Here is an 18,763-nt window from a genome sequence, read left to right on the forward strand (position 1 = left end):
GAGTTATATAGTCTCGACCAATTCTGGAACGATAGCGTCATTAATCACCTGCAATTCCCGAAGTGTCCACAATCTCGTGAACGTTTCCCTGCCGTACCGCGCTTCGCGTTCAAAAAGATTCCTCGGGAGGACCGCTTTGGGGTTGTTGCAGGCCGCCGCCCACGGCTGAGATAATCACAGCGATTCAACCCCATCGCGAGCCATGTCTTGTTCGTTACCTATTTCGATGAAGTTAAAGCAATGCCACAAAACGGCCAGAACCACTACATCGTGGCTGGCTTGGTCGTTCCCGCTGACTTGATAGGCCAGCTAGAGACGGCGGTAACCGACCTCTCCGAAAAATACTTCGGTACGCGGGAGCTGGTCACAAGCTCCGAATTTCACGCCAGCTACTGCTATTTCGGCAAGGGCCACTGTAAGGGCCGACCGATGGCTGAACGTATCGAGATGTTGGCCGAACTGCTCAAAATCATTTCCGAGGCTGATGGTCTGAAGCGGGTCTATGCAGCCATCGACACCACAAAGCTGTGGGGAGGAAACGCGCCGGAGGTGGCCTTCCAGCATTTCGTGGAGCGTGCGGAGCTGGCTATCCCGAAAGACGCTGCGGCCTTGCTGATTGGTGACCTAGATGACCAGCAGGCCCATAACATGGTGCGCGAGTTCCAACGGTATCGCCAGCATGGCACCCCGACCAAATGGGGCATCCATATCAAGAGCCTGGTCGATTCCGTCCACTTCTGCCGATCGCACCATTCGCGTCTGCTACAGCTTGCCGATGTCTACGCGTTCCACGTCGCGGGTTACTTCAGCAAGCGAACCGGTCGCTTCGCGGATATGTTCGCTGAGGCGAAAAAAGACATCGATCTGTTTCCTCATAGATACAAGGAATGGCCCAAGTAGGCGCTATCTTGCTATCCCGAGCTTCAACACCTGCTCCTCAAGATGCTCGGTCTGGTCGTCGCGGCCCATGCGGTCGCGCTTCAAGCCTGCGGCCATCAGCTCCACGGCGAGGGTGGCTTAGGTAGCTCTGGGCTAGCGTTTCGAGGAAAGAGAGCTGCGCCTACTCCGTGTTAGGCCGCCTCCGCAAAGAGATCCAGTTGGCGGCTGTCAGAAGGCTTGCGGATGCCGTAGATGCGCCGCGCTGAGAAAAGGCCGAGCGCGGCGCGAGATGGCGCGGGCCCGCCGCGCCTCGCTGGGTTTGACGGCGGAATAGCGATGTTTGGCCCCGCTTATGAGACACGCCCGATTGCCGAGTGTTGCGGCGACGAGGCTCTGTTGGCTAAGATCGAGCGAGAGTACCTCGAAGCTTTGAAGGCTCGGCGCGATTCGGAGGGGACGTGGACAGGAAGATTTGGCGAAAGTCCTATGGTTCCATTCCCGGCCTACCATGCCCCCGATGCAAGCCCGGAACACTCAGGTCAAATTCGAAGCTGTTCTACCGAAAGCAGCCGAAGTACGTGACAACAGGTTTTTCGGAGCTTGCGCTGCACGACGTTTCGGAGGGGCGGTTTACGTGCTTTCTGACCTGTGACTACGGCTTCTGTGGCGAGGTGGTAGCGGTTAGTGGCGATTTCCGGAGCCACGACGAATACGTGTTCAACCCCGATACGGAGGAGCATGAAGTATTCGAGGATAAAACCCTCGTCCCGAAATCCATGGTTCCGGCGCCACCGATCATCAAGTGGCCGGAGAAGCTGGACTCGGTGCCTCGCGAGCACCTCTTCCATTCCTTCGAGCTGTTCTGGATGAATAGGGGAGCGTGTGCTGGCCGGCTGCGCATTTTCATCGAGGCGCTGCTCGACCAGCTTGGCGTCGTTCGCGAGGGCATCAAGCGGAACGGAAAGAAGGGAACGCTCGACCTGTCGGAACGAATCGACGAACTCGATAAGCTGAAGCCAGGCCACAAGGCTGCGCTCGATGCGCTGAGGCACGTCGGAAACTTCGGTAGCCACGAGGGAGACGCCGACTTCGAGGACTTGATCGTGTGCTACGATATCCTTGAAACAACGCTGGTCGAGCTGATCGAAGACAAGCGCGCAAAGCTTGATGCTGAGATAGCCGCCATCATTGACCGAAAAGGCAAGCCGCGCACCTGATCATTTTGGCTGCGGATTTGCAGCAAGCCATTCCGCTACGTCGGGCAGCGCAACGATTTGCGTTTCCGTCAGGCCGAAGGGCTTACCCCGAGCCGATGCCTTTTCTGCGATCGCGCCCCCTAGCCCGAGGATAAGCTTGTGGTGCTTCATGACCAGCGCTTCGGTCGCATTCCATAGCTCGTCGTTCAGTGTATCCAGTTCGCCTTGCAACTTCTTTTTATCCCGTGGCGGTCCGTAGACCACGCCCCTTAGCACCCGCAGAAGCTCCCGAATGCCCTTGTGGTCGTTCGTTGCGCCGCCCTTCTCAAGCTCGTTTTTCGCGTAGTCTTTCAGAGGGATGCCGTTTGGCTTCAACGACTCCGCCATAACGCCGGCAAATAGAACCATGATCCGGCGCCGGAGATAGGACTCGACCAGTTCGAGGGAGCCGAGGTCAGATTCAAGCTCGATCACAGCGTGCCCACGATAGTGATCAACCTCTTGGATGACGATCGAGATGTCGCCCACCTTGAAGCCGAGGCAATAGCCGATCGCCCAATGGCCAACCTCATGGCGAGCGACGGCTTGAGCTTTCTCGATGAGATGCGGGGGCATTGATTTGCCGGGAAGGCCGGGTAGGGGCATGCGGGGAACTCCGATATGCAATGTGCCTTAATAGTTGTTCCAGAACTGCTTGAACGCCTCCATGAAGGTGCTGTGGTCATTCAGCGACCAGCTCGTCGGGAATTCATCGCGGAGAAGCCAATGGTAGTCGTTGGCGCATTTGAGCTGCGTCTTATCCTCTATGAAGTACATGTGGTTGAAGCAGGCCACAACGGTCTCGAAGTAGCTCTTTCCGAATAGACTATTGGGCACATTCCAGAGCATGCCCTCCAAGAAGTAGGACGGCGCAACGCCCTCCTGCAACAGGCCATCGTCAATCATTCGATTCCGGATGTTCTTGAAGATCCGCACGGTGGGCTTGAACCAGCTATTGGTATTCTGGTGCTTGGTCGTGCAGTTCTCGGAATGCTGCTTGGGGTAGTTGACGATCTGGGTGCCATCGGCCTTCCAGAAGACGACACCTTCCATATAGGTGGGATTACCGACAGAAGGGTAGGTGAAATAAAGGCGGTGCTCGGCGCAAGCCAATACGTCGGCATCGCGGCGATTGCCGCTTCCGGGAACGAAGATTGCCTTGCCGGACCCATCGACGCCAACGCCGTAATTGGCAATGAGCCACGCCGTGACCTCGCGCTTGAATTGGGTGAAGGAATAATCGGCTGCGCTCCAACCCCGATCGTAGTTTGCCTTGTCGTCCGCACTGAGGTTGCTGGTGTCCGAGTAGTAGACGGATGACAGGCGCATGACGATATCGACATCGCTGTCGCGCCACACGTTGGTGTCGTTGCCGTAGGAGCCCTGCAAGAAATTGCTGAACCACTTCGCATAATAGGGCGATTTGGTGTCGTTGAGGACATCTTTGATGGCCTGGTAGGTCGCCGCCGACTGCTGGACGCTACCCTGAGACGACCAGGTGGTGAGCTGAGCTTCGTTGATTGGCATGGGAGGTCCGTTAGAGCAGGTATTCCTTCAGCAGGGCTTCGCTCTTGGCAAAAGATTCGCGGCCGCGCTGGCGGAGGACGTTGAGCTTCTTGAGGTCGTGTTCGAAGAGGTCGGTGGCCATTTCCGGCTGCTCGAAGGTGTCGGATATGCGGACGGTCGGCACATCCTTGAACAAGATCGCGCGGAGCTGGTCCATGGACTGGGTGTTGATTTCGAGCGTCTTATGCAGGAGCTGGACACTGAGCAGGTATTTATTGATCCAGTACATCTTGCCCAAAATCGACTGCTTCGGCGCGGGATATACGCCGACGCCGACGCTCACAACTCGTAGGTCGGCATGGGTCAGGCCCAACGCGCGGCTCGCATCGGCAATGGCATAGAGGGTTGGGTTGTTCGCGCAATAGCCACCGTCAACCAACGTCACCTCATCGCCGTCGCCGGTAGTGACCGTCTTCGTCGAAAAGAACGGGTAGGCCGAGCACGAAGCCTGAACGGCGTCGCCGATCCTCACGCCGAAGCCGGGTTTGAACGTGCCTTGGCGGCCGTGGGCCTGGTTGATGTCTCCCTTGAAAATCATAGGACGCTCGACAACCCATTTCGTGGTGACAATCCCCACGCCGGTCTTCACGTCGTCAAACTTGGCATCACCGAAAATCTTCTCCGCCAGCTCGGCCAACTTCGCAGACTTATGCTCCGGCTTCTTCAGCCGCATTATGTCAGGAACGTACGTCTTGTAGTTCGTGTGGATTTCATCGACAGTCATGCCCAGCGCAATCATGGACGCTATGATCGCGCCGGTGCTGGTGCCAAAAACGAGGTCGAATTTCTCGCATAGGCGGCAGCCGATAAGGCCCTCGATTTCGGCTAGGACGCCAAGGGTATAGAAGCCTTTGGCGCCACCGCCATCGAGGCTGAGAATACGATAAGGTATCTTCGCTTGCACAATGTCGGTCAAGGCGACTTCCTCCGCATCTGCAACCAATACAGGAAATTCGCTGGTCGATCTTTCACCCTCATGTGTCGTCCACAGCAAAAGCTCGCCTGCGGCGGCACATTGTTATGGATTTTGGCGACACAGAGATTGGGCTGAAGAAGCATGACCTAATGGCGCTGGTGAAAAAAACGATGGAGCCGTAAACTCATGGAGTGGCGGACATCGCTAAGGCTGCCCGAACTGGTGGAGCTGGTAATCACGCGGTCGCTCGCGTCGGCAGGCATGGTCGTCAAAACGCTCGGGACGACACCGTAGGCGGCGGTGCGGATCGTTGGCGAGCTGGGCTTGCGCGAGATAGCGGGGAAGGGGAGGTTTTGAGCATGGAGGTAATTTTGAATTCCGTGCGTTCGCTCGCGAGTCCTTTTTCGTTTAACTGATCCCGGACGTCGCGCAATATTTGCGGTGAGTTAAAGCCACGACTCTTGCTCGGCTTATAGACCGACTATGAAGACCAACATACATCTACCAGTAGCTTCGCTCTCTCACGGTTTCCCATCAGACAATGACTAGAACGACGAACCTTCATGATGAAAGCCTCAAGGCAAGGCTTGAAAGGCTGATGGGCGGAATGCGTGAGATCGATGATGTCGCCAAGCTTTATTTCGGAAAGCGTCAAGCGTCGTATGGGCGTGCTAGCTTCCGAGAACTTGCTGACTTCGCAGCGCACCCGGATCTGCGCAATCGTGGCCCGGTCACTGATAGAATTCGTGACATGCGGACAACGTTCAAGCCATTGTTCGATCGCGCTATGACAGATGTGGTAAGCTTGGCTGATGTCTTTGCACGAGCTGAGTCAAATTTTAGGATGGCGACCGATGAGCAAGTCGCAAGACTCTCAGGCGGTAGAAGACGAAAAGAAGTTCAGTTGGTGTTGACCGCTGCACTTGAAAAAATGCGAAGCCCTGCGGCGCTGCCTTTGACGGAAGACGAAAAAGGGATTGTTATCAGTTTTGGTGACCGGCTGATCTGGAACCCTGCGCTTTTGGGGCAGCAAATATTTGACGACTTCAAATTCGTTATGGTGAAGAACGGACTTCTGAAAGCCGCTGAAACCGAACGACTGGATCCACTCAGGTCACTTGTTATTCTCCATGCCATTTCGGTTATGCATGGGGTGGCATTCGATCTCGGCGATGGAATGAAGGGTGAGTTGCAGGCTGGATTTGACAATCGGCTGGGTTGTTTGGAGGTAACGGCAAATCTCAGCCTCTCAGGATACCCCAAAGCCGTCACGATGAAGGTTGGATTACTTTGGACCGATCTTCAGGGGCGAGACCATGTTAGCATGGACCTCGTAGACCATCCCGGCCCATGGGAGTTCGCCATTGAGGTGAGGGGTGGGCTATTTGCTCCGATCGGATCCATTGTCCCTAAGGTGAACCGTGACGATGGCACCGCCATTATCAGCATTGGCGGGGATGTTCGTTCGCGAAGTTCCTGAGCAGCACTTCGGCAGTGTACCCCGCCGCGCAAGATTGGCGCGAAGGCTTGGTTCGAGCGGCGGGATGCCCACAAGTTCGAAGTCCACGAGCAGACCATGCGAACCGGTCCCAATGAAACGCTCATACTCGTGCTAATCAGTGCTTCCAGAATGTCGGAGGACCGAGATTATCGAGGTCACGGCTGATGTCTGGTTGTATGGCTAGCAGATACACCGCGCAGCTTACGACGCGCACGTCGGCAAGCGATACAAGAACAGCGTGCACGTCAACTAGGGAAAGCGTCAGCTATGTCGAAGACTATTAAACTCTTCATGTGGGGCCATCAGCCTCATTTTCGACTGGCGGTGGAACTTCGAGCTAAACGAGTTTTTGAGCTTCTAGGCGCCGAGATCGAGCCGAAGGTGTTTCTGGTCGGCTTACGTCTGCCAGATCTCGCGCCGGGTCATCCCGTCTGCATCGAGCCGGAGGATGGTGAATGGCCGCTTGCAATCTTCGACAGCCTCGGGGATCAGGTCGAGCGCGCAATTCCTAACCATCCACAACAGGAAATGTTCTATACCCACGAGCCGACGATGCGCGAAAAACCCGAGCGCATTCGCCGACTTACGATCACTGAAGAGATCAAGCGGAGGCTTGATCCGGAAGACCAAAAGCTTGGTCGTAAAAGTTTCTGCAGCATCGCCTATCCCGTGGGGGATTACTATGTAGTCTCTGTACTTCAACTACCTCTACGCTTGTTTCGTCAGTATCCGCCGGTCGAAGTGACATGGCAGAGTGAGGTATATGAAACCAGCTTAGCCCACGCCTGTATTCATCAGTTGCTGGATGAGGCCTGCCGTGGCCTTGCGTTGCCAGATCCGGGGCGTGTGATGAGCGACGAAGGGATGCGTTCGGCGGGAGAGATAGTTCGGCGAGCGGCGTCCTCGTTTATGCGCAGTTCTTTCATTGCGGGCAAATACGCTACTTCCGATCTATTTGAGGATGTAAACCGCCTGTCACAGCTCCGTTATGAGGGGAAGACGGGTACTGGGCGACTAGTTCTCGCCGCTGCGGACGACCCCAATGTTGAATATGTGGTTAGGCTGGCAAGCCCGGTTCCGTTATCCGAGACTCGCTGGGCGCGTAAGCTCCTCCAAATGGCAACCGCGGAGACGGCGCTAATTGTCGAATACGGCTCGATTTCGGGATTGGGAAGGGTGTCCGACGTGAGTGCGCCACCGTTCTGTGTTGAATTCCTCGACCATCATCAATGGGACTTTCAATGCGGCGAGCAGGTACTGCTCCGCTCATGGTTCGGCGAGGCCCGGCTGCCGCAGGAGCCGATTGGCAAGGAGCGCTTTATCGACAATATGCGCCGAGTATTTCAAGGTATCGGTGAGCCCGCCATCGCGCGCTTTCGCATAGTACTCGATCTCCTAGCTCAGCTCCGGCACGGTAGCTCATTGGTGATTGCAACCGATGCAGCAGAGGAAACACAGCGACTAGTAGGGCAGGGGACGGCGATCGTTCCAACCCCGCTTACCAAGGAGCTAATTGAGCGCGCCACAGCAATAGACGGAACAATCCTCGCTGATCCAGAAGGCGTCTGCCACGCCATCGGCGTGATCTTGGATGGCCAGGCGAGTGATGAGAGCACGCCGTCGCGTGGTGCACGTTACAATTCTGCCGTCCGCTATGTGTCAGCTGGCTCCGTTCCACGGATGGCCTTCGTAATCTCAGAAGACCGAACGCTGGACATCGTGCCGCTATTGCGCCCGCGCGTGGACCGCGGGCGTGTCGCCGCAGCGGTTTCTGAAATCGAAAGGGCGACGCTCGACAACTACCACGGCGCGCGGTCGTTTCTCTGTGAGCATCGTTTCTATCTTAGCGCCGAACAATGTTTACTCGTCAACGAGGCGCTCGATCGGATCGAAAGCGAGCCGCGGGAGGTTGGTCAGATCGTGTTGGTAACTCGGCGCTTCGAGCCGCACCCTGCGATGAATGACGGTTACCTAAAGGATGACCCGACGTAACCGTTGCTTGGTCAGATCTCATCAGAGATAGTGAGATCACCTCGCGTGAAGCTTCAACCGAGGCGCCACTCGTCAATCGCATCCCGAGGCCAACGCTTGTCAACCTAGACCTGAACGGCCAACAATTTGAAGCTGGATTTATTAGGAAGTGGCGATCAGTCTATGCCCTCGATTTGCATCGATCCACGTTGAAATACAGCGATATTCCCCTTTGACAAAAGGCAGCAAATATCTACTTCGGGCGAGAGTGATAGTGCAAGTGCGCTATTGTGCGCAGAGCCCAGATTTGGGACCGCGTCCTGCAGCTGAGTCTTACTGACTATCCTCATGGACCAGCTGGCGAGACGATATTCATCATGGGCATTTTTTCTAGAGAAAATGAGAGCACCATCGTGGACGCTTGGATTAATCCGCACAGCTTCTCTAAGGAGACCTGGAAGTTGTTTGGAAAAAACAGCGCCGACCGGTGGCATCGGGGCTCTCGGCATAGGGACACACTCGTCAGTCGAGACTTTACCCGTGGAAAACACCAATATTAAGGGGTGAAAAGGTATCGGCTCGCCCCGAGTCTCCCGTAACGTCGCTAGTATCTTCTCTTTTAGATCCGGTGTCATTTTGCTCACACGTACATCGATATCCGCCCTGCTTATCACCGCGGTTTTAACCTGGGGAGGATTTCTTTGGATATTAGGAATCGATCTAACTTGGGAACATGCCAAACCGTATTCGCTGACGTTATTTGTTATGACTACGGGGTGGGCTTTGTTCGACAAATTTCTGTGGCGGCTTTGGCCTCTTAATCGCTTTGTTCAAACTCCTGATCTCAATGGGACGTGGCTGGCGGAAATGCAGTCGTCATATGAGGATCCGATTACAAAGGAGAAAAAGGGCCCAATTTATGGGTATGTGGCCGTCAAACAGACTTTTTCAAAACTTTCTGTTCGTCTGATGACAGCGGAAACGGAGTCATTCCTGTTAGCCAGTCGCTTTGATATCAAAGACGACGGAACTACTTATGTCTATGGCGTTTATCAGAGTGATCCGAATATCCACCTGCGAGGCAAAGTCAGCGAGATTCACTATGGGAGCTTCAAGTACAAGATTGTGGGATCCCCGATCGTGAATTTGATAGGACACTACTGGACGGATCGAAACACTACCGGGTCGATTATTCTCCGCGATAAGGTCACGCCCTACTTCGGTAGCTATGATTCAGCCGAACTCGGCTACAAAGGCACCCGGATCGCCAAATCGTAGCATTGATCAGCTGCACTCGATTAAGTTGCGTCGCCGCACGCGCCGAGACGCCGATTAGTCCAGACTTGTTGTTCACGATTTGTGTTCGCTTTGCCAGGCAGCGTTCACGCGGATGCCGTTCTTGTCTTCGTCCATGGCCATCGCTCGGGTGATGGTTTGTTACGCTGCTCATTGGTGTGCCGCCACAAGTCGCCGCCGGTTCCAGATAGCGACAATAAAACAACGTTTTGATATCGGAATCGTAATGGCAAGGGAGGAAGCGTTGACTTCTGACGGTTTTTTCGCGGGCCTACCGGTGGGCGGCTCAATATCGAACGATTTCCGCCAGTTAGCAAGATCTTGAAGGTGGAACGACGTGGTCGGCGGTCCAAATCCTTTCAAGACGAGGGCACGGGATTTTCTGACAAAGTCCGTCAGGCGATTTTATCGTCCAGCTTCGGGAGGAACCAGGCGAAGAGGCCCGCAAGCGGTAGGAACGAGCAGATGGTGTAGACCATCTCGACACCGTAGCGATCGGCAACCAGACCGAGAAGAGCGGCTGCGATGCCGCCCAGTCCAAAGTTCAGGCCGTAGAACAGGCCGCCGATCAGGCCGATGCGGTTCGGCAGCAATTCCATGGCGTAGATCAGGATCGATGCGAAGGCGCTGGCCATGATGAGGTTGATCAGGACGCTCAGAACGCCGGTCCAGAACAGATCGACATGCGGCAGGATCAAGGTCAACGGAAGGGGGCCGAGCACCGAAATCCAGATGATGTGGTATCGTCCGATCTTGTCGCCGACGATGCCGCCTATCAGGGCGCCGGCCGCCGAGGCGAGGAGGAAGATGAACAGCATCATCTGCGCGGCCGGGATGGTGAGGTCGAACTTTTCCATCAGGTAGAATGTGTAGAACGAGCGGAAACTCTCGCCATAGGCATTCTTGCTGAACATCAGGAAGGTCATCACGAAAAGCGCGATCCCGATCGTCACCGGTGCGTGGCGCTCTGCCGTCTCTCTGGATTTCGCGCGCGCCTGCCTTGCTGCAAACGCCGCGCTGATTTCCTTCTGCTTCGAGCCGATCCACATCAGGAGCGCCATGGCGAGCAAGGCCACGACGGCAAACCAGGACAGGCTCGACTGACCGAAGGGCACGATGATGATGGCCGCGAAAACGGGTCCGAGCGCGCCGCCTGCCTGTCCGCCCACCTGAAACAGCCCTTGCGCAAGCCCCTGCCGGCCGCCGGCTGCGTAACGCGCCATGCGGGTTGCTTCCGGATGAAAGATTGAGGAGCCGATCCCGATCAGCGCGACGGCGACGAGGATGACGGTGTAGCTGTTCGCAAAAGCCAGGCAAACCAGCCCGGACAGTGTCGACATCATTCCGACCACGGGCGAATAGGGGGCCGGGTGCTTGTCGGTCAGGACGCCGATAACCGGCTGTAGGACCGATCCTGCAATCTGGAACGTCATGGTGATCAGGCCGATCTGAACGAAGTCCAGCGCGTAGGCCTCTCTGAGGATCGGATAGGCCGCCGGGATCAGCGACTGCATAAGGTCGTTGAGCAGGTGCGTGCAACCCAGCACCACAAGGACGATAAAATAGGTATTCGAGCGCGCGGGCGCTGAAACTCCAACTGTCATGATCACCTTGAGTATCGAATGCAGGCCATCCCGTCAAACTTGACCGGCCGAGAGTTAGCGCGCCCCAGACGCTGTCCCTGGCGAATTTTTTCCCCAGGCAAGGAGCGGGCTGCATCCGACCGCGAGCACCTACCCGATGCCTGGGAGAAGTCGCAGCCGTCAAGCAGCCGAAGCGTTCTCCGATGCGTCATCAGGCGGCGATAAATGGTCAAAGAAAACAGAACGATGTCACGGCTGTGCTGAATGCAGGTCTGTGATTGAGTCCGCTCCAGCGCTGTTCCTGAAAGACCTCCTTACCTCCAAACATTTATGTGGTTGGAGCCGTCGGAGCGCGCGGACCAGGGGCCAACACTCAATGGTGATCCAGAGGGGCGCTGGCCAAGCCAACGCCCCTCTGGCTTTACGACGAGTGATGTGAATTGGTCAGCCCGTAGATCGGCGTGTCGATGCCGACCTGGCGGGCTTTCAGCTGAAGCGACAGATATTGCGAATAGTGGCGGGACTGGTGCAGGTTGCCGCCGTGGAACCACAGCGCTTCCTGCTGCGTCGGTTTCCACATGTTGCGCTGCTCGCCTTCCCAGGGACCTGGGTCCTTGGCCGTGTTGGAGCCGAGGCCCCAGCACTTGCCGACCTTGTCGGCCACCTCGCGTGAGATGAGGTCGGCCGCCCAGCCGTTCATCGAGCCGTAGCCGGTGGCGTAGACCACGAGATCGGCGGGCAGTTCCGTGCCGTCCTTGAGCACCACGGCGTTTTCCGTCAGGTGGGACACATCGACGCCGGACTTCAGCTTGATCGAGCCGTCAATGACCAGATCGCAGGCACCGACATCGATGTAATAGCCCGATCCACGGCGCAGATATTTCATGAAGAGGCCGGAATCGTCGTCGCCGAAGTCGAGCATGAAGCCGGCCTTTTCGAGTGCGGCATAGAAGTCCGCGTCCTTTTCACGGATCTTGTCGTAAATCGGGATCTGGAATTGATGCATGATTCGGTAGGGCAGGGAGGCGAAGATGAGATCGGCCTTGCGCGTCGTCATGCCGCCCTGCACCGCCCGCTCGGAATAGAGATCGCCGAGGCCGATCTCCATCAGCGAGTCGGACTTGACGATATGGGTGGAGGAGCGCTGCAGCATGGTGACATCGGCGCCGGCCTCCCAGAGCGCCGCGCAGATATCGTGGGCGGAGTTGTTGGAGCCGATGACGACGACTTGTCTGCCGGCATAGGCGTCGGGGCCGGGATGCTGCGAGGAATGCTGCTGCTCGCCCTTGAAGACGTCCTGGCCCGGGAACTTCGGAACATTGGCCTTGCCGGACATGCCAGTCGCCAGCACCAGTTGCTTCGGTCGCAGCACCACTTGCCTGCCATCGCGCTCGACGACAACCGTCCATTCGCCGGTCGTTTCGTCATACTGCGCCGACCTGGCCGTGGTGGAGCCCCAATAGTTCAGCTCCATGACCTTGGTGTACATTTCCAGCCAGTCGCCCACCTTGTCCTTGGGCGTGAAGACCGGCCAGTTCTCCGGGAAGGGGATGTAGGGGAGGTGATCGTACCAGACGGGATCGTGCAGGCAGAGCGACTTGTAGCGCTTGCGCCAGCTGTCGCCGGGCCGTTCGTTCTTTTCGATGATGATCGTCGGCACACCGAGCTGGCGAAGGCGCGCGCCGAGCGCGATGCCGCCCTGGCCGCCGCCGATGATGACGACCTCGGGCTGGACCGAATAGCCGAGTTCCGCGGCCTCGATCTCGCGCTTTTCCTTCCAGGTTTTGCGATCCCGGTCATGGCCGTGTTCGGCCCCCATCGGACGGCGAAAACCCTTGGGCTCTTCATGGCCCTTCAACTCCGTCATGGTGGTGAGCAGCGTCCAGATCAGGCCGTCCTTGAGGCGGATATGGCCGTAGCCGCGGGCGACTCCGGTCTCGAATTCGAACCAGCCGTCGGTGACGCCGTCGGCCTCCGAGGCGGCCTCCTTCGTGTCCTGCAAGAAGTTCGAGGGCTTGGTGGTGCCAAGCTGGCTGGTCAGCATGTCGCGGATTTGCTCGTGGCCTTCCAGCGTCTTCAGGTTCCAGGTGAATGTCACCAGGTCGCGCCAGTAGCAATCGGCCTGAAACAGGTTGACGGCGGCGTCGATGTCGCCGCTTTCCAGCGCCTGCCCGAGCTTTGAGAGCATCGTGTCGATCTTGGTTCCGGGGCTGATATCAAGCATTTTTTCTCCTCCATGGATGCTTGGGGGTGGTCTTGGAACGCCCGCATGGGGCGTTCCGGAAAGCGTCAAAGCCGCCGCCTGCCGGGCTCCTCTCCCGGTACAGGCGTCGGCAGAGGTGCTTATTTCGAAAGATCGATCAGGATCTTCAGATGGGTGCCGGCCGGATCAAGCAGGACATCGAAGCCCTCCTTCACCGCCGTGTCGAGCGTGATGCGCTTGGTGACGATCTTGGTCGCCGGCAGCAGGCCCGAGGCGATCAGGCGGATGACGCGCGGCCAGTAATGCGTCGGATAGGCCCAGGAGCCCTTGATCTCGAGGTCGCGGAACGTAACCTGGAACCAGTCGATCGGATTTTCGTGCGGGTGCAGCCCGGTCTGGACGACCACGCCCTGTTTGCGCACGGCATCGACACAGGCCTTGAGCGCATGTTCGTTGCCGACGCATTCGATGGCCACGTCGCAGCCGACCTGTCCCTCGGTCTGCGCGCGGACGACATCGCCGACATTGTCGCGCTTCGGGTTGATCGTGATGACGTCGGGCAACACGCTTCTGGCCAGCTCGAGCCGGGCATCGTTGAGATCGGAGACGAAGAGCTGGGCGGCACCGGCTGCGCGGGCGGCGAGCAGGGTCAGCATGCCGATCGGCCCGGCGCCGGTGACGAGAACGCTGTTGCCGGCGGTGACGCCGCCGCGGTCGCAGGCATAGACGGCAACCGCCGTCGGTTCGACGAGCGCGGCCTCCTCGTCGGTCATCTCGTCCGGGATCTTCTGGACATTATACTCGTTGACCATGGCGGCTTCCGCCATCCCGCCGCCATCCCAGCTCAGGCCCACCAGCGCCAGCTGTGTGCTCAGATGGAAGAGGCCGCGATCGGCGAAGTAGTCGCCCGATCGCGGCATGACGAGCGGCTGGATCGAGACGCGGTCGCCGACGGCGACGGACGTCACGCCTTCGCCAACGGCCTCGACGACGCCGCCGAATTCATGGCCGAGGACCTGCGGGCCACGGGCTCCGGTGAAGGGATGCGGCTCCTTGGGAATGAAGATCGGGCCGTAGCTGTATTCGTGAAGATCCGTTCCGCAGATGCCGACGAAGCGGTTGCGCACGAGAACCTGTCCCGGCCCCGGCTGCTTCGGCTCGGGGATGTCGTCGAGCCGCAAGTCCTTGGCTGCGTGAAATCTGAGTGCGCGCATGTTTCCTCCATTGGCTGCCTTTGACAGCAGGAGAGGAGCAATGCCCATGCCAGCGGCGCGCGCCGGGGCGATGACTGAAATGCTTGGGCTTTTGGCGCCGGGGGCGCCGTTACATGCCACAGCTGTGGCGCAACAGGTGCGGCGGATGCCGCAGTGTGGCTCAATGCGGACGGTCTATGCCGAGCCGTCTCATGCGGCGATGCAAGGTCGTGCGATCGATGCCGAGCCGGCGGGCGGCTTCGGATACGTTGCCCTTGCAGGCCGTAAGCACCGCCCTGAGGTCGGCTTGATGGCTGTCGTCGCCGAGGATCGACGTCATGCCCGACAACTGCTCCGGCAGGTCCGCCACCTGGACCAGACCGTCGTCACACAGCGCTGCGGCAAAGGCGATCGCATTGTCCAGCTCGCGGATATTGCCCGGCCAGAAGTAACTAAGGACGAGCAGTCTGGCGGCGCTCGAAAGTCTGAGAGGCCGGCCCTCCGTGCCATGCTTTTCGAGCAGCCGTTCAAGCAGCCACGGCATGTCCTCGCGCTCGCAAAGCGGCGGAAGCGTAAGCACTGCGGCATTCAGCCGATAATACAGGTCTTCGCGGAACGTGCCGGCCGCAACCATGTCGGCCAGTGACCGATGCGACGCCGAAAGCACGCGGAACTCGACCCTGCGCGGAACCGAACCGCCTACGGGCAGGACTTCGCCTTCGGCCAGAATGCGGAGCAACCGGCTTTGCGCGGCGTGTGGCATATCGCCGATTTCGTCGAGGAACAGGGTTCCGCCCTGCGCCTCCTCCACCAGCCCTTTGCGCCCCTTGGCGAGCGCGCCGGTAAAGGCCCCGGGCGCATGGCCAAACAATTCGCTCTCGATCAGCTGCTCGGGGATGGCTGCGCAATTGACCGCAACGAAGCGGCCGGGAAGTCCGCTCACGGTGTGGACGATGCGGGCCAGGTATTCCTTGCCGGTCCCCGTCTCGCCCTGGATGAGGATCGGTAGCCGGCTCGGCGCGAGTTTCGTCACCTTGCGCCTCAGTTCGTCGACGGCCGGAACATTGCCGCCCAGACGGCTCATTTCCGGTGGTTGGTGGGACGGGCGCGCAACGGGTACGCTCACCGTGCGCTGCTGCGGCTCGATCGCATGGGCAAACAGGGTCGACCCGTCGCGCACGGCGATCCGTCGGTCCTGTGGCAGGCTGGCGCGGGTGAGGGATGCGAGTTCGTCGAGCCCAGCTTCGAAGAAGTCGGTGACCGGTTGTGCGATGAGAAGCTCGGGCCTGCGCCAGTCGAGCCCGCGCGAGGCCGCAAGAAGCCGCGCGCCGCCATGGGTCATGCCGGTGATGCGGCCGGCGCCGTCGACGGAAATCGCGGCTTCCGGGTCGACGTCGAGGAACTCCGGTGCGCCTGCAAAGCGCAGCACCAGATCGTGGCGGCTGTTGGCCATGAGGTTGGCGAGCTCGATGCGCCGCACCGTGGAAGAGACGAGATGGCGCGCCATGTTCTGGCTGGTCTTCAGGATCGGCGAACTCAGGAGCGAAATGTCCAGCACGGCCGCCAGGGCGCCTTGCGTGTCGTAGATCGGCGCGGCAGTGCAGGAAAGCGGCGTATGGGTGATGTCGAAATGGTCGGTCTGGTGGATGGTCAGCGCCTCGCCGGTGGCGATGCAGGCGCCAACGGCGCAGGTGCCGGCGCGAGGCTCGGCCCATTCGGAGCCAAGATAGAGGCCTGCCTTGCGCAGGTTGTTGTTGAAGGAGGGGTCGCCGAGAAATTCGACGGTGACGCCCTCACGGTCGGAGAGCAGCAGCACATAGTTCTGCTCGGCAACCTGGCGGTAGAGCCGCTCCAGACCGGAGCGGGCGATGTGCACGAGGTCTTCCGCCTGCTGGCGATGTTCGCGAAGCCGCGTCTGCGAAACGATGACCGCCTCGCGCGCCTGGGCCGGATCGAGCTGGTAGGTGTCGAGGCAACGCCGCCAGGATTCCACGACGATGGCGTCGCGACCGGTGTTACTTCCTTGGCCGACCCGCTCGATTTCCTTTACGTGATCCGCAAAACCCATCAAATCACCGGCTCTTGTGGCCGCCTCCCGTGATATTCCAAGAGATCATATCCACAATTGCGCGGGCTGCCTAATCCTTCGAGGGTATTTCGACTTTCACGGGGGAACACGAGCCTAGCGCAAGATGGAAGGAGTGAGTACCTTGGGGGTATTCACTTGCTTATCCCCGAGAGATGCCTCCAAATCCCGTCGGGCCGGCCACACGGAATGCCCGGCCGGAGGCAGTCGGTCGCGCCTCCCCTTCGGGTCGCTATGCTGAGGCTCCTGCGGCTACCTTTTACCGGTCCTTGGCGTGTCGAGAATTCCCGCTTTCCCGCCCTGCGGTCGGCGCTATGCTGAAAGCTCCGATGCTCTTCATTGCCTGTCCCGGATCTCGCACAGGTGCGGTTTTGATCCGGTCGGATTGCGAAGGGGCGTCGCCCTTCGCGCGGTGAAGGGGGCGGTTTCCGAAGCCCAGCGCAAACTTGTGCGCCCGACGTCTGAAACCCTTGCCATCGTTACCAGGCCCGTCGCTCAGGCGGGGTTGCAAACTGCCACCAGTATGAGATTGCCCTTCAAGGGGAACGCATGAGCGCCTGCTCCCGGGATTCTCGTCTGAACTGCATGAACCGCAAGATTCCCCGAGAACCAGGTTGGTTCAACGCACCTTTGCCTCTAACTGGAGGAGGCGTTCGCCGCATATCGCCTCGACGGCGGATTGCAGCTTCTCCGTCTGCCCGATCAGCCAGGTAAGCGCCTCATCACTGATCTCGAAATGCTCCGAGTAGCGCGCTTTCACATATGCCTCATTGAGGATGTTGTACCAGGCCGCAAAGCGATGCTGGTCGCGCGGCCACACCGCGACCAGGCGACGGTCGATATCCTCTGCGAGACCGCGCAGGAATTTGAGGTTATGCGACGGCGGGCTGTAATTGGTCAGGGTCAACAGAACGGTGGAATAGCTATGCTCGACGGCCTGATGAAGACTGAACGCGGCAAGTCGCGCCCAGTCGCTCTGATCCCCTACCTGGGCCGCTTGCCAAGTAGCCGTCTTGAGCAGAAGCGTAGCCTCAGGGAAGCGGTTTCTGAAGTGTTGCGAGGCCACAGATAATGTTTCCGAGGCAGTGAGATAGCGCGGTTCGGCGAGCGGTTCGTCATCGATCTCGTGGAGTACGATGCCGTCGCGGCGGATGTCGGTGAAGAAGTACTGTCCTTCTTTCAGCGCCTTGTTGACCTCTCGCAGACCATGGACGATCAGGCCGACCGGTGTCTTGACGCCGGGATCCCACAGGAGCCGGTCTTCCGCCTTGTCCCAGTATTGCCGGTCGGCGAGCTTGGCGGTGTTGACGATGACGAGGATGTCGTAGTCGGAGCGGTAGCCCTTCATCGTGTGCGGTTCGTCCACCCAGGTGCCCCTGGCGTAGGATCCGAAGAGGATGATCTTCTTGATGTGGCCGCGCTTCTTGAAGTCGGCGCTTGCGCCGTTGAGGGCGCCGGCAAACTCCTCCTCAATGATCTCGACGGCGCGGGCCAGTTCGCGCTGCTTTTTCTCCGGGAGATGTTCGAGACTCGACTTCATGAACCATCGATAGGCGAAAGGGCCGGGGACGTCTACTCGCACAATTGACAGTTATTCGTGTGGCGGAACTCGTCCTTTCAGTACAGAACGGCGAGGGCGGCTTGTTCTCCTTTGAGAGTTCGAGGCTTGCCCCGGATGGGAACCCGTCCCCGTTCCGGGTGTCGTTTTCTTGAGTCCTTATTCGTGCCGCCTATCATGACATCGCCGCAGCCTTGAACTTGCCGTCGGTTCGGGTAGCATGTCTCGTCCTGGTCGAGAAGGTCGTCGTGAAGCTTCCGGTAGCCGGAGACCTTGCAGCTCTCTTCCCACGCCTTCAGAAGAAGATCGATTTTCCGCTTATCCTCGTTAGCCCGCCTGCTCAACGGGTTCTTCAGCCTGGCGTAGAACCCGCTCGAGTGCACATGGAGAAGCCGACACATGCACGGTTCGGGCGGGCCGACGACCAACAGGACTCCTTTCGGCGACTAGCCATGGCGATCCGTGATTTACGTTGGCCAGACCTAAGTCCGGGAACACTCAGACCAAGGGGCAATCGACAACGAGGAAACGTCCTATGCCGGGCATTCCAAAAGACATGGGTTGGTCACTGGTGTAAAGATGGTCCCTAACTAAGGTTCGTAGGGACGGGGCGAAAGGCATCGAACCTCGAACATCTGCCCTTGAAGGATACCCCGTCGTCATGCGCCGAATGTGTGTTGTTGCCTCCGTTCGACTGGCTCTCGTGCTTGCCGCAGTTGCTGCTCCCATCACATTCGAACTTTCCTCCTCCGGCATTGCCTTGGTGCCGGCTGAGG

General features: G+C 58.7%; 14 protein-coding genes and 1 pseudogene. 6 read left to right on the top strand and 9 right to left on the bottom strand.

From position 1 onward, the window contains the following. Positions 1–207: 207 nt before the first annotated feature. Together DYZ14_RS23135 and DYZ14_RS23140 are read left to right on the top strand one after the other, a co-directional pair. Positions 208–900, top strand: a complete 693-nt coding sequence (locus DYZ14_RS23135; RefSeq protein ID WP_195950096.1) for a DUF3800 domain-containing protein — start codon at positions 208–210, stop codon at positions 898–900. 437 nt (positions 901–1,337) lie between these two features. Then, positions 1,338–2,096 (top strand): DUF4145 domain-containing protein, encoded by a 759-nt coding sequence (locus tag DYZ14_RS23140; protein ID WP_154722812.1) that lies wholly within the window; start codon positions 1,338–1,340, stop codon positions 2,094–2,096. Here DYZ14_RS23140 and DYZ14_RS23145 read toward each other — a convergent pair whose 3' ends face one another. Genes DYZ14_RS23145 through DYZ14_RS23155 form a run of 3 tightly spaced genes read right to left on the bottom strand, consistent with a single transcriptional unit; the run spans position 2,097 to position 4,596 of the window. Then, entirely contained in the window at positions 2,097–2,720 is a 624-nt protein-coding gene (locus tag DYZ14_RS23145) for a hypothetical protein (protein WP_154722813.1), read from the bottom strand. Positions 2,721–2,747: 27 nt separating this feature from the next. Next, positions 2,748–3,641, bottom strand: a complete 894-nt coding sequence (locus tag DYZ14_RS23150) for a nucleotidyltransferase domain-containing protein (protein ID WP_154722814.1) — start codon at positions 3,639–3,641, stop codon at positions 2,748–2,750. Between the two features lie 10 nt (positions 3,642–3,651). Next, positions 3,652–4,596 (bottom strand): patatin-like phospholipase family protein, encoded by a 945-nt coding sequence (locus DYZ14_RS23155; RefSeq protein ID WP_232365654.1) that lies wholly within the window; start codon positions 4,594–4,596, stop codon positions 3,652–3,654. 186 nt (positions 4,597–4,782) lie between these two features. Between DYZ14_RS23155 and DYZ14_RS24595 the strand changes: the two genes are divergently transcribed. The 4 genes from DYZ14_RS24595 (at position 4,783) to DYZ14_RS23175 (ending at position 9,346) form a co-directional block, all read left to right on the top strand. Further along, the gene (locus tag DYZ14_RS24595) at positions 4,783–4,890 is read left to right on the top strand and encodes a helix-turn-helix domain-containing protein (RefSeq protein ID WP_269749466.1); all 108 of its coding nucleotides are present in this window, start codon (positions 4,783–4,785) and stop codon (positions 4,888–4,890) included. 313 nt (positions 4,891–5,203) lie between these two features. Next, on the top strand, positions 5,204–6,076 hold the full coding sequence (locus tag DYZ14_RS23165; protein WP_154722815.1) for a hypothetical protein: 873 nt from the start codon (positions 5,204–5,206) through the stop codon (positions 6,074–6,076). Positions 6,077–6,364: 288 nt separating this feature from the next. Further along, positions 6,365–8,089, top strand: coding sequence for a diadenylate cyclase (locus tag DYZ14_RS23170; protein ID WP_154722816.1), 1,725 nt, complete (start codon positions 6,365–6,367; stop codon positions 8,087–8,089). 615 nt (positions 8,090–8,704) lie between these two features. Further along, positions 8,705–9,346 (top strand): Cap15 family cyclic dinucleotide receptor domain-containing protein, encoded by a 642-nt coding sequence (locus tag DYZ14_RS23175; protein ID WP_154722817.1) that lies wholly within the window; start codon positions 8,705–8,707, stop codon positions 9,344–9,346. Between the two features lie 413 nt (positions 9,347–9,759). Here DYZ14_RS23175 and DYZ14_RS23180 read toward each other — a convergent pair whose 3' ends face one another. The 6 genes and pseudogenes from DYZ14_RS23180 to DYZ14_RS24515 all read right to left on the bottom strand — a co-directional run. Then, complete coding sequence (locus DYZ14_RS23180; protein WP_154722818.1) at positions 9,760–10,968, bottom strand: MFS transporter; 1,209 nt, start codon at positions 10,966–10,968, stop codon at positions 9,760–9,762. A gap of 400 nt (positions 10,969–11,368) precedes the next feature. Next, entirely contained in the window at positions 11,369–13,171 is a 1,803-nt protein-coding gene (locus DYZ14_RS23185; protein WP_154722819.1) for an NAD(P)/FAD-dependent oxidoreductase, read from the bottom strand. Positions 13,172–13,290: 119 nt separating this feature from the next. Next, entirely contained in the window at positions 13,291–14,364 is a 1,074-nt protein-coding gene (locus DYZ14_RS23190; RefSeq protein ID WP_154722820.1) for a 2,3-butanediol dehydrogenase, read from the bottom strand. Positions 14,365–14,524: 160 nt separating this feature from the next. After that, positions 14,525–16,411 (bottom strand): sigma-54-dependent Fis family transcriptional regulator, encoded by a 1,887-nt coding sequence (locus DYZ14_RS23195; protein WP_154722821.1) that lies wholly within the window; start codon positions 16,409–16,411, stop codon positions 14,525–14,527. A gap of 637 nt (positions 16,412–17,048) precedes the next feature. Continuing rightward, the gene (locus DYZ14_RS23200; RefSeq protein ID WP_154722822.1) at positions 17,049–17,969 is read right to left on the bottom strand and encodes a nucleotidyltransferase and HEPN domain-containing protein; all 921 of its coding nucleotides are present in this window, start codon (positions 17,967–17,969) and stop codon (positions 17,049–17,051) included. Positions 17,970–18,193: 224 nt separating this feature from the next. Then, positions 18,194–18,388, bottom strand: a pseudogene (locus DYZ14_RS24515) (IS3 family transposase); the annotation flags it as partial. Positions 18,389–18,763 lie beyond the last annotated feature (375 nt).

Source organism: Ciceribacter sp. T2.26MG-112.2, from assembly GCF_900492205.1.
Classification (GTDB): Bacteria; Pseudomonadota; Alphaproteobacteria; order Rhizobiales; family Rhizobiaceae; genus Allorhizobium; species Allorhizobium naphthalenivorans_A.

Bases quoted from the DNA above. Each gene is read 5' to 3' on its own strand.
- DYZ14_RS24595 (WP_269749466.1), top strand. From the start codon at position 4,783: ATGGAGTGGCGGACATCGCTAAGGCTGCCCGAACTGGTGGAGCTGGTA.
- DYZ14_RS23200 (WP_154722822.1), bottom strand. From the start codon at position 17,969: ATGAAGTCGAGTCTCGAACATCTCCCGGAGAAAAAGCAGCGCGAACTG.
- DYZ14_RS23180 (WP_154722818.1), bottom strand. From the start codon at position 10,968: ATGACAGTTGGAGTTTCAGCGCCCGCGCGCTCGAATACCTATTTTATC.
- DYZ14_RS23150 (WP_154722814.1), bottom strand. From the start codon at position 3,641: ATGCCAATCAACGAAGCTCAGCTCACCACCTGGTCGTCTCAGGGTAGC.
- DYZ14_RS23185 (WP_154722819.1), bottom strand. From the start codon at position 13,171: ATGCTTGATATCAGCCCCGGAACCAAGATCGACACGATGCTCTCAAAG.
- DYZ14_RS23170 (WP_154722816.1), top strand. From the start codon at position 6,365: ATGTCGAAGACTATTAAACTCTTCATGTGGGGCCATCAGCCTCATTTT.
- DYZ14_RS23145 (WP_154722813.1), bottom strand. From the start codon at position 2,720: ATGCCCCTACCCGGCCTTCCCGGCAAATCAATGCCCCCGCATCTCATC.
- DYZ14_RS23165 (WP_154722815.1), top strand. From the start codon at position 5,204: ATGCGTGAGATCGATGATGTCGCCAAGCTTTATTTCGGAAAGCGTCAA.
- DYZ14_RS23190 (WP_154722820.1), bottom strand. From the start codon at position 14,364: ATGCGCGCACTCAGATTTCACGCAGCCAAGGACTTGCGGCTCGACGAC.
- DYZ14_RS23195 (WP_154722821.1), bottom strand. From the start codon at position 16,411: ATGGGTTTTGCGGATCACGTAAAGGAAATCGAGCGGGTCGGCCAAGGA.